This is a genomic window from Clostridium sp. CMCC3677 (assembly GCF_023845585.1).
In the GTDB taxonomy this organism is placed as follows: domain Bacteria; phylum Bacillota; class Clostridia; order Clostridiales; family Clostridiaceae; genus Clostridium; species Clostridium aquiflavi.
Window position 1 is genome coordinate 62207 of record NZ_JAMQHS010000003.1, and the last position, 12481, is coordinate 74687.

A 12481-nucleotide genomic window follows, 5' to 3' on the forward strand; every position below is an offset into this window, starting at 1 on the left:
AATAAAATATTTTTTACAGGAATTCAGCTTTAAAATTTATAATAAGTATTATTTTTATCATTCTTTTATTTATATGTTCTTAAAACATGACCTTTATTTTAAAATAAAAAACCAGTCATATAATAAACTACTCCCTTTATAAAGAAAACAGTTTTATTATTTTAACTGTCTACTATAAAGAGAGCATATCATAAATCTATTTTTTAATCTACTCTTTAAAATCTTCTATTCTTATTATATTGTCTATTTTATTTACAGAACTTAAATTAGATATTTCATTGCAAGAGCTATATATTTGAGCTTGAGTTGTCTTATGTGTAACTAAAACTATTGTTACTTGACCCTCTTCATTTTCCTCACCTTTTTGAATAACTGATCTTAAACTAACATTATGTTTTCCTAAAATAGCAGTTATTTCACCTAAGACTCCTGATTCATCTAATACAGTTGCTCTAATATAAAACTTACTTTCAACATCTTTTATATCTGATATTTCTCTATCCCATAAATTATTTTTTACTACTGAATTATAATTTTCTAAATCAACATTGCTTCTAAGCATAGAAATAACATCACTAACTACAGCACTACCTGTTGGTAAATCTCCTGCTCCTCTACCATAAAACATTAAATCACCAACTGCATTTCCCTTTACAAACACAGCATTAAATGAATCATATACATTAGCTAGTGGATGTTTTTTAGGTATCATAGTTGGATGAACTCTTAATTCAAGTTTTCCCTTAACTTCTTTTACAATTGCAAGCAATTTAATAACCATTTTAAATTCTTTTGCATATTCCATATCTATAGGATTTATATTAGTTATTCCTTCCCTATAAACATTATCTACGTCAACCTTTGTTCCAAATGCCAATGATGAAAGTATTGCTAATTTATATTGAGCATCATAACCATCTATATCAGATGTAGGATCTGCTTCTGCATAACCTTTTTCTTGTGCTTCTTTTAAAGCTTGGTCAAATTCTAATCCATCACATTCCATTTTAGTTAAAATATAATTTGTAGTACCATTTATAATTCCATATAATTCTTTTATTTTATTTGCAGTCAAACTTTCATCTATTCCATTTATTATTGGAATTCCACCTGCAACACTTGCTTCATATTTAAACATAACATTGTTGCTATCAGCTTTTTCAAAAAGTTCATCTCCATGTGTTGCAATTAACATTTTATTTGCTGTTACAATATGTTTTCCTGCATTCATGCACTTTATCATATATTCCTTAGCCGGATCTATTCCTCCCATAATTTCAATAACTATTTTGATAGAATTATCATTTAATATTTCATCAAAACTTGTAGTTATAAGTTCTTCTGAAACTTCCACTCCTCTTGCTTTGCTTTTATCTCTTACAAGAATCTTAGCAATTTCAACTTCATAACCTGAACGTTTCATTATTTCTTCTTTATTAGAATTTAAAATCATACAAACACCACGACCAACATTCCCCAATCCTAGTAGTGCTATTCTAACTTTTTTCATTTTTATTCCCCCTTATTGCATATAATTGCTAATAATACTATTCTCTTTCATTATATTATAATGTTTCTGTGTAACTTTTACCATATGATTTTTATTTTTATATTATTAGGAAAAGCATACGGTTTAATATTCAACTTACTTAATTTGCATAAATATAATTTAGCACTTTATATGAAGTTAATAAATTATAACAGACAAAAAGAGTATTGATAATCCTATTTATCAATACTCCTTTTGTTATGAGTTAATCTGTAAATAAACAAATAAACCCTTGTCGTTTAGACTCTGCCCAGCTTTTCTTGTGCACATGTCAATATTGTACTGAAACAAATCAGTTTTTCATATTATTAATGACCACATCCATCATGGCTACATGTATGATTAGATGGGAATTCTGTTAATTCACCTTTTTTATATGCTTCTAAGTTTTTGTTAACATTTCCTTCTATTGCTTTAAAAACTTTAATTCCCATAGAATTAAGTTTTGTAATAGCACCACTTCCTATTCCACCTACTATTACTGCATCTACAATTTCACCTGATAATGCTTTTATTGGTTGGCATTTCCCATGTTCATGACCTAAATCACCATTGTTTAATGATTTAACTTCATTAGTTTCAGTATCACATATTATAAATAATGGTGCTGTTCCAAAGTGATTATATGGAATACTATTTACACCTTCATTTGATTTTACTGGAAAACATACTTTCATTGTCAATTCCTCCTTAATTAATTCTTTTTTAGAACATTTTTTGTTTTTGCAATTTGATAAACACATAAGAGATCCTACTTTATAATTCTTATCTTTAGAATTTAAGCTTAATGATATATTATCGCTATTAGTTATTAAATTTAAAAACTTAATAGCATCATTTATTCTCTCTTCATTTAAATCATAAATAATATAATATCCTATTTTATATCCTATTATAAGTTGCGATTCTTTCAATATCTTTATATGTTGAGAGACAGCTGCTTCACTTATTCTTAAGTGCTTTGCAATCCCTTTTGCGCACATATTTTTTTTAGATAGTAATATTAATATATTTACTCTTGTTTCATCAGCTATTGCTTTAAATAAATTTATAAAACTATTCATAAAGACCTCTTATATAATCTAATTAAGTATTTGCTTAATTAGATTATAATCCTATTGTAAATATTTTTCAAGTAATAAACAAAATAAGTTACCTCAATATTAAAAATTGAGATAACTTATTATTTAATAGCTAATCATTTAATTGATCTCCATCATAAGATATCATTCCACCATAAACATTTATAACATCAAATCCTTTTTCTCTTAGATCAATACACACGCTAGCTGTTCTTGCTCCCGATCTACATATCAAATAATATTCCTTGTTTTTATCTAAGTAATTATCTGCATTATCCAATAAATCATGCATTGGTATGTTTTTAGACGTCTTAAGACTTCCTACTCTATATTCAAAAGGCTCTCTTATGTCTATCAATTCTATCTTTCCTAATAATTCATCTATTTCACTTACATCTATAGTCGTTATTTTCTTATTAGTATTTTCATTCATTAAATCTAATCCTCCTTAGTATTTTGCTATGTTTAAAATATCATTGATATTATATATCAATATTCACTTAAAACAAAGCTAAGTATCTAAGTAACTCTAAATATTTACAATTAAGTTACCTAATGAAAATTATTATTACTTAATAATAATAATAATAATATGTAATCTCAAAAAATTCCAAATATTATTGGTATAAATATAGCTGGGATCATGTTTGCAACTTTAATTTTGCTTACCCCAAGTATATTTAATGCTAATCCAATAATTAAAATACTCCCAACAGAGGACATATTGGATATAATCACATCATTTAATATTGCAGAAAGACTATTTGCTAATACAGTTATTATTCCCTGATAAATAAAAACTACTACTGAAGATAACATTACACCTATACCTAATGATGAACTAAAAATAATTGATGATACTCCATCTAATACTGATTTAGCAAATAAAATTGTATGATCACCTCTCAAACCACTTTCCAAAGATCCTACTATAGCCATAGCGCCAACACAAAATAATAAACTTGCTGCAACAAATCCTTCTGCAATAGAAACTTCATTTTTAGTTTCTTTTTCATCTACATTTTTATAATTTAATCTATTTGCCATAATTTCTCCCAAATAATTCAATCTTTTGTCAATGTCAATAATTTCTCCTATAAGTGAGCCTATAGCAATACAAAGAATTATTTGTAAAGTATCTTCACCTTTTAAAGCTCCTGATATTCCGATATAAAGTGCACATAAAGCCAACCCACTCATTATTGTAGAACTAATTTTTTCAGTTAATTTTCCTTTTAGAAGTAATCCTATTAAACATCCACATATTATAGATATGGAATCTACTATAGTCCCAAACATATCCCTTCTCCCCTTACATTTTTAATAATTTATTCAAGTATTATACCATAAAATTGTATTTTAATCTTAAATTCACATTTGTATGTTTAACTACAATTACTAATCTTTTGAATATAAATTGTTTTTATTAGACATATTAAGCATATGTAATAAATTTAATTAACACAATGAGGTGATTTTTAATGTACAAAAAAGCAAAACTTAAATTATATATTCCACTGCTATTATTAATTACTATTTTTTCTTCATTCTTTTTAAACTTTAATATAGCTTTAGCATTTAATGAACCAAATAATAAAAGTGATGTAAATCTTATAGTTGATAGTTTAAAAAAAGATAAAATTCCCAATAATTTTAGAACTACTTCTAATCTAACAAATATACAAAACAAATCTTCTTTAAATTTAAAGGGATTAGAAACTTTAAATACATCCGGAAGTCAACAATTTTCTAAAGATAATTTAGATATTTTAACAAAATCTATAGAAAGTAAACTTCCTATATTAATTATTGATTTAAGACAAGAATCTCACGGATTTCTAAATGAATACCCCATTAGTTTTGCAAATGAGAAGAATGATTCTAACTTAGGTCTTAGCAAAGCAGCAGTTACATTTAAAGAAAAGAAAGATTTAAAAAGTATAAAATTAAATACTCCATTTAACTTTTATAATCATCCAGAAATAAGCGTAATTCCAAAAGAAGTTTTATCTGAAAAACAAATTACAAAAGCTCATTCTTTGAATTATTCAAGAGTTCCAGTAACAGATACAAAGCTACCTACAAATGAGATAATCGACTGTTTTATAAATATTGTAAAGGAATGTTCAAAAGATAATTGGATACATTTTCATTGCAAAGCAGGATTTGGTAGAACAACCACTTTTATGATTATGTACGATATGATGAAAAATTATAAAAATGCTACTTCTGATGAAATTGTAAAAAGACAATTGGCTTTAGCTAGTTTTAATGAAAAAGAAATATCTGAATTTTCATCAAATGACCGAGTTAATTTTTTAAATAAATTCTTCAATTATTGTAAAGATACTAATGGAAACTTTGATACAACTTGGAGTTCTTGGTTGAATAACTCTCAAAAGCATTGATAAATTAATCAATATACTTTAATAGGGATATTAGCAATTTAAAAATCTTTCTAATATCTCTATTTATTATCTATACTCTTATAATTTATAATTTTCTTTTAAAAATTTTGCTAAATCTAAACTCACTTTATCAGCTCCCCATATATTGGTATGACCTATGTTATTCATATCTTCTTTAAAATCAAAATTAATTTCACTCATTTTTTTTGACAAAGAATAATTTATAAATGGTATATTATTTTCTTTACTTATAATAGATACTTTATTAAACATAGCAGCATCATCTTTGTACCAGCCTTCAAAATCATTGCTTGAATAATCATAAGGAGCATTTGTAAATATAAGCTCAAATTCTTTTTCTTTTGATAGTTCAATGAATTTATATAAATATTCTTTAGATTTAGCTGGTATTTCTCCTATTATATCATTTTCTTGTATACCTTCTATACCGTATCCATACTTTTCACTTCCTGCCTCAAACCCATTTATATCAGAGTTGCCTGATATATTATACTTTGTATAATCGTACTCTGTTAATTCTCCCCATCTATTGTGATACTTAAAAATAGGAAATATATATGATATATAGTCTTTAGATGGTGTACAATTAAAAATCGCTTCTAACTTGTTATAAGAAAATTTCATATTATCTAAAACATTTCTAATATATGATTCTTCTCCATATTCATTTTCTAATCCTAAATAATATAAGTCTAGTATTACTATATCAACATTTTTTTGTGTCTTTAATGCTTCTTTTAATAAATAATAAGTAACGTCTATGGGTTGCCCTCCAGTGGCATAATTAAAACTAGTTATACCACATTCATTATATAAAACTTTAGGATCTATAGATCCATTCATATGACTAGATCCAAGTAATAATACCTCATACTGTTTCTCTTTATTATACAATCCTTCAGTTAATTTTTCTAAATGCCCTGGATACTTAAATATTGGAGATAATATATTTAATATAAAAGCAATTATAAAAATCAGTATAAATCCTTTTATTAAAAACTTTTTAATCATATTAACCTCCTAAAATTGAAAATATATAAATTGCTGTGCACTGTAACCTGAACCATAAACCCCGAATATGCAAATTATTATAATTGCAGAAATGTACATAGCCCCTCTAAAAACAAAATTTTGCGTAGAAAAAATTTCTATTAAATTCTCTTTTTCTTGTAAATTATCCATAAATATTACTATAACTATTCCTATAATAGCCATAATAAACTCATATGAACTTAATCCTAAATTATATAAACTTTGATCACTTAATACCCAAGGATTATATACAAATAAGTTATTTAATATTATCTTTATATCACTAAAAGAATTAGCTCTAAAAAATATCCATGCAAAATTAACCAGTATAAAGGTTATTAATATTTGTGATAATTTAAAGCTGAATATATCTGTTCTTATATTATATTTATGTATTATTTTATTTTTTATAGGCTTAATTATGTCACCTATAACTTGATAAATACCATGTAGTGTACCCCATATTACAAAATTCAGTGATGCTCCATGCCATAATCCGCTTGCTAAAAACACACTCATAATATTTAAATATGTTCTAAATTTACCTTTTCTATTCCCACCTAATGGTATATATAAATAATCTCTAAACCATGAACTTAAAGTTATATGCCACCTTCTCCAAAAGTCTTTTATAGATTTTGCTAAATATGGTTGCTTAAAATTTTCTGAAAGTTCAAATCCCATTACTTGCGCTGATCCTATTGCTATATCAGAATAAGATGAAAAATCACAGTATATTTCAAAAGTAAAAAATAAAGTTGCAATTATAAATTGAAATCCGAAATACTCATTTGGTGCATTATAAACCGTATTAACTAAAATAGCCAATCTATCTGCAATAAATATTTTCTTAAAAAATCCCCATAGCATTTTTATAAGACCATTTTTTACTCTGTAGTAATCAAATTCATACACTTCGTTAAACTGTGGAAGTAATTTTTTAGATTTCTCTATAGGACCTGCCACTAACTGTGGAAAAAACGATACAAACAACGCATATTTACCTAGATTTTTTTCTGCTTTAATATCCCCTCTATATACATCTACTGTATAACTTAAAGCTTGAAAAGTATAAAAAGATATTCCAACAGGTAAGAGTACATCAAAATTCGGAAATTTAATTATAAAATCAATAGTTGTTCCTAATCTAACTATAATGTTTGTAAAAAAATTATAATATTTAAATAAAAATAGTATTCCTAGGTTAATAACAAAACTTAATATAATCCACAACTTTTTTATATCTTTAGCTTTTTTTACATCTTTTACTGTATTATTTGTTCTTTCAATTAATATTCCACTTAAATATGTAACTATAGTTGATAATCCTATTAAAATTGCATATTTAGGATTCCAACACATGTAAAAATAATAACTAGAAAATAATAACCATATCCATCTTATCTTAAATGGAATAAGAAAATATAACATAGTTACTATAGGAAAAAACACTAAAAAGTGTATTGAATTAAATGACATATTCTATATCCCTCGCTTTATTAATCTCTATATATTATTATTTTTTCCTTAATACTAGCTTAATAAACAAAGTTTTTGAATTATATTTGCAATAAAAAAGCCTATCATAATAATTATTTTTATTATGATAGACTTTTGTTTTTTATTATTTTAAATTTTATTATTCTTGTTCTTGTTTTTCTTGTTTTGGAAGTATTCCAATTCCAAGCTCAGTTAATTGTTTTTCATCAGCTATATTTGGAGCTTCACTTAAGTAACAATATGCATTTTGATTTTTAGGGAATGCAATAACATCTTTGATGTTTTCTGTTCCAGCTAAGAACATTATCATTCTATCAAGACCAAATGCTAAACCGCCATGTGGTGGTGGACCAAATTTAAATGCTTGTAATAAGAATCCAAATCTTTCCCATGCTTGTTCTTCAGTAAATCCTAATGCTTTAAACATTCTTTGTTGAAGTTCCATCTCATGAATTCTTATAGAACCTCCACCTAATTCTTCACCATTTAATACTAAGTCATATGCCTTAGATCTTACTTTACCAGGATCTGATTCAAGGAATTCTAAATCTTCTTCCATTGGTGCTGTAAATGGATGATGGCAAGCTGTATATCTTTCCTCTTCTTCACTATATTCAAATAGTGGGAATTCAGTAATCCATGTGAAGTTAAATTCATTTTTATCTTTTATTAACTCAAATTGTTTAGCAAGCTCTAATCTTAAAGCTCCTAAGCTTTGGAATACTACAGATTCTTTATCTGCTACTATTAAAATAGCATCTCCAGTTTCTGCTCCCATAGTTTCTATAATTGAATTTGTAACATCGTCAGTTAAGAATTTAGCTATTGAAGATTTAACACCATCTTCTTTAAGTTGGATCCAAGCAAGGCCCTTAGCTTTATAAGTCTTAACAAATTCTCCAAGCTTATCAAGTGGTTTTCTACCTAGTGTAGCTCCACCCTTTAGGCATAATGCTCTAACACTTCCACCAGCTTCTATGGCAGATTTAAATACAACAAAATCCATATCTTTAACGTCTTCTGTTATATTAGTTATTTCCATACCAAATCTTAAATCTGGTTTATCTGAGCCGTATTTTTCCATAGCATCTTTAAATGTCATTCTCTTAATTGGAAGTTTAACATCTACTCCAGCTACTTCTTTAAATACGTGAGCTATTAAGCCTTCATTTAATGCCATTATATCATCTTGTTCTACAAAGCTTAATTCCATATCTACTTGAGTAAATTCTGGTTGCCTATTAGCTCTTAAATCTTCATCTCTAAAACATTTAACTATTTGATAATATTTATCGAATCCAGACACCATTAATAATTGTTTAAATATTTGTGGTGATTGTGGAAGAGCATAAAACATACCTGGATAGTTTCTTGAAGGTACTAAGTAATCTCTAGCTCCTTCTGGAGTACTCTTTGTAAGCATTGGAGTTTCTACATCTAAGAAATCATTTTTTTCTAAGTAATCACGAATAGACTTCGTAGTTTTACTTCTAATTTCAAAAATTCTATGCATATCTGGTCTTCTTAAATCTAAATATCTATATTTTAATCTAATATTTTCAGCTGCATCTAAGTTTTCTTTTATATATATTGGTGGTGTTTCTGATTCAGAAAGAATCTTTAATGATTCACATTTCAATTCAACAAAACCAGTAGGCATGTTTTCATTAACACTTTCTCTTTTTACAACTTCTCCAGTTACTGCAATGCAGTATTCTGGTCTAACGCCTTTTGCCTTTTCAAAAGCTTCAACATTTATTTCTTCACCAAAAACAACTTGCATGATACCTGTTTTATCTCTTAAATCAATAAAATCAAGACCTCCAAGTTTTCTATTTCTTTGAACCCATCCCATTAATGTAATCTTTTGACCTACATGTTCTTCTCTAGGTTCGCCGCACATCATCGTACGCTTTAAGCCATTTAAAGCTTCACCCATTTTCATTTCCTCCTAACACTTTTCCAATATACAATACATTAAATATAATTTATATATTGTATATAATCTTTTTGCACATATTTATTTTTGTGCATATATTTGTTATGAATCTAATTAAATATTATATTTAGGCTACATTCTAAGCAACTGAATATATTATAAATATCAAGTAATTTTATGCTTAATTGACACTTATAATATAATCAGAGTTTCAAAACATAGCAATTATTTAACTATTTTTTGTATTTCTTCTATATTATCTAATGAAAGAGTAAATATTTCTCCATCTTCCATTCTCTTTAAATTAATTTGATTATTTTGTAATTCATCTTCACCTAATATAGTAGTGAATTTAGATCCAATTTTATTAGCATATTTCATTTCTGCTTTTATACTTCTTCCCATATGATTAATTTCACATTTAACGCCTAAACTTCTTAAATCATGAGCTAACTTGAATGCATATTTTTTTTCTGCATCTCCTCTTGCTCCAATATATAAATCTACCATATTTTCATTAGGGATCTCAATACCTTCATTTTCAAGAGTCATTATTATTCTTTCTTCACCTATAGCAAAACCTACTGCTGGCATTTCAGGACCACCAAGTTCTTCTACAAGTTTATCATATCTTCCACCACCACATACTGTGAAATCATCATTTATTATTTCAAAAATTGTCTTTGTATAATAATCTAGACCTCTTACTATGCCTTGATCTACTACATAAGAAATTCCTAAAATATCTAAATGCTCTTTTACTTTATTAAAATGTGTTTCACATTCTTCACATACATAATCTAAAATTTGTGGAGCATTCTTTGTAATTTCATGACATTTTCTTTCCTTACAATCTAAAATTCTCATAGGATTTTTTTCAAATCTACTTTTACATGTGTCGCAAAGATTTTCATAATTTTCTTCTAAGAATTTTTTTAATGCTTCATTATATTTAGCTCTACAAGTTGGACATCCTAAATTATTAATATGTAAACTTAAGCTCTTTAAGCCTAATTTACTTAAAGTATCCATAGCGACCTTTATTGCTTCAACATCCATTGTAGGTTCTTTAGATCCAAATATTTCAATTCCACATTGATGAAATTGTCTAAGTCTTCCCTTTTGAACATTTTCATATCTGAAAGTTGGTGTTATATAAAATAATTTTGTAGGTTGAGCTTCGTTAAATAATCTATTTTCAATAAAAGCTCTAACTGCTGGTGCAGTTCCTTCTGGCTTTAAAGTTACACTTCTATTTCCTTTATCATTAAAAGTATACATTTCCTTTTGAACTATATCAGTAGTATCTCCAACCCCTCTTAAAAATAGTTCTGTATGCTCAAACATAGGTGTCCTAATTTCTCTTATTCCATAAGCCTTTACTATATCTCTAAATGTATTTTCTACATAATGCCACTTATAAGCATCTTGTGGTAACATGTCTTTAGTACCTTTCGGTGCTTGCATTTCCATTGCCATAATTCATCCTCCTTATTTAAACATAAAATTATTAATTCATCTAATATAGTGTATTTAATAATTTTATCTTCTTATCAATCATTTCATCTACTCTATTAACATATTCTCTAATGTCTTTTAGATTAGCAAATCTTTCAATTCTATCTTCATCTAGAAATATTATTTTACTAACAGCATCTGCTCCTAAAGCAATTACTGTTTGCTTTTCTTCAATCATTTCTATATTGTAGACACATTCTTTGCCCTTTTTAGCATATCCTACATTCTCCATATTTCCAATCATATTTTTTTGTCTGTACATATAATATGGTGAAATATCTAGATGTTTTGCTAAATTTCTACTTTCTTCATACATTTTTATTATCTCTTCTTGTTTCGGAATGTCAAGTCCCTTTTTCAAGATAAAGTTTTCATACATTCTAGAACCTCTTTTTAAACAAAGCCCATGAACGGTAATACTATCAGGATTTAATTTTATTAATTCATCCCTAGTTTTTATTAATTCTTCATGACCTTCACCTGGTAATCCTATTATTATATCCATGTTAATATCATCAAATCCAAGTTCTCTTGCCATCTTAAACTTTTCTTTTATATCATCTACAGTATGATTTCTACCTATTAATTTTAATGTCTCATCATTCATAGTTTGTGGATTTATACTTATTCTAGTAACATCATACTCTTTCATTGTTTGCAACTTATCTAAAGTTATAGTATCTGGCCTTCCACATTCAACAGTAAATTCTTTAATGTTTTTTTCTTTAACAAATCCATTATATATTTCAGTCATAACAGATTTGAATTGTTCATCATCTACTGAAGTTGGTGTTCCGCCACCAAAATAAACCGTTTCTATTTCTAAATTCTTTTCTTTTACATATGAACTAATACCTTTAATTTCTTTAATTAAAGCCTCTAAATAAGGTTCAACCATTTTTTTATTTCCAACTATAGAATTAGATGTAAATGAACAATATAAACATTTAGTTGGACAAAAAGCCATGCCTATATAAATAGAAATTTTATCTTGTTTCTTATTTACAAACTTCTCTTCTGATTTAGCAACTTCTAAACATATTTTCGCTTTATCTTCATATGCTAAATAATCATTTTTAAATATATCCATGATTTCTTCTTCATTTTTGCTTTCTTGTATTAGCTTTAATGCTATTTTAGATGGTCTAATTCCTATTAAAATTCCCCATGGATATTCATCTTTTGTTATTTCCTTTAAGCAAGAAAAAACGAACCTTCTAAGAGATTGTTTTATATTATCTCCTAAAGATTCTTCTTTCACATATTCCTCATGGGAAAATCTCATGATTTTATCATCAATATAAAAAGAATAATTGTATTCGTCATCTAAAAACTTAATCTCACTTAAAGGAAAATATATATTGAATAATTGGTATACATCATATCTATACTTTAAGTTATTTAAATTAATTTTAATTTCCATATCTTCTCC

The 12481-nt window shown here is 26.6% G+C and carries 10 protein-coding genes; 1 reads left to right on the top strand and 9 read right to left on the bottom strand.

Annotated elements, in window-relative coordinates; genetic code table 11:
* Positions 1–208: 208 nt before the first annotated feature.
* The 4 genes from NG901_RS04110 to NG901_RS04130 form a co-directional block, all read right to left on the bottom strand.
* Positions 209–1510 carry a homoserine dehydrogenase gene (locus tag NG901_RS04110; protein ID WP_252212479.1) on the bottom strand — a complete coding sequence of 434 codons (1302 nt, stop codon included), beginning with the start codon at positions 1508–1510 and terminating at the stop codon, positions 209–211.
* 347 nt (positions 1511–1857) lie between these two features.
* Positions 1858–2613: a metalloregulator ArsR/SmtB family transcription factor gene (locus NG901_RS17230; protein WP_309556219.1), complete on the bottom strand. Its 756-nt coding sequence runs from the start codon at positions 2611–2613 to the stop codon at positions 1858–1860.
* Positions 2614–2743: 130 nt separating this feature from the next.
* On the bottom strand, positions 2744–3064 hold the full coding sequence (locus NG901_RS04125) for a rhodanese-like domain-containing protein (protein WP_252212480.1): 321 nt from the start codon (positions 3062–3064) through the stop codon (positions 2744–2746).
* 167 nt (positions 3065–3231) lie between these two features.
* Complete coding sequence (locus NG901_RS04130; protein ID WP_252212481.1) at positions 3232–3930, bottom strand: DUF554 domain-containing protein; 699 nt, start codon at positions 3928–3930, stop codon at positions 3232–3234.
* 182 nt (positions 3931–4112) lie between these two features.
* Here NG901_RS04130 and NG901_RS04135 point away from each other — a divergent pair, with 182 nt between their 5' ends.
* Positions 4113–5039, top strand: coding sequence for a phosphatase domain-containing putative toxin (locus NG901_RS04135; protein ID WP_252212482.1), 927 nt, complete (start codon positions 4113–4115; stop codon positions 5037–5039).
* Positions 5040–5117: 78 nt separating this feature from the next.
* On the opposite strand, the gene NG901_RS04140 is transcribed toward NG901_RS04135, so the two are convergent.
* The 5 genes from NG901_RS04140 to NG901_RS04160 all read right to left on the bottom strand — a co-directional run bounded on the left by NG901_RS04140 (position 5118) and on the right by NG901_RS04160 (position 12472).
* A complete protein-coding gene (locus tag NG901_RS04140) occupies positions 5118–6071 on the bottom strand; it encodes a hypothetical protein (RefSeq protein WP_252212483.1) in 954 nt (317 codons plus the stop codon).
* A 9-nt stretch (positions 6072–6080) separates the two neighbouring features.
* Complete coding sequence (locus NG901_RS04145; RefSeq protein ID WP_252212484.1) at positions 6081–7571, bottom strand: MBOAT family O-acyltransferase; 1491 nt, start codon at positions 7569–7571, stop codon at positions 6081–6083.
* A gap of 160 nt (positions 7572–7731) precedes the next feature.
* Positions 7732–9531, bottom strand: coding sequence for an aspartate--tRNA ligase (gene aspS / locus NG901_RS04150; RefSeq protein ID WP_252212485.1), 1800 nt, complete (start codon positions 9529–9531; stop codon positions 7732–7734).
* 225 nt (positions 9532–9756) lie between these two features.
* On the bottom strand, positions 9757–11010 hold the full coding sequence (gene hisS / locus NG901_RS04155) for a histidine--tRNA ligase (RefSeq protein WP_252212486.1): 1254 nt from the start codon (positions 11008–11010) through the stop codon (positions 9757–9759).
* A 40-nt stretch (positions 11011–11050) separates the two neighbouring features.
* A complete protein-coding gene (locus NG901_RS04160; protein WP_252212487.1) occupies positions 11051–12472 on the bottom strand; it encodes a coproporphyrinogen III oxidase in 1422 nt (473 codons plus the stop codon).
* Positions 12473–12481 lie beyond the last annotated feature (9 nt).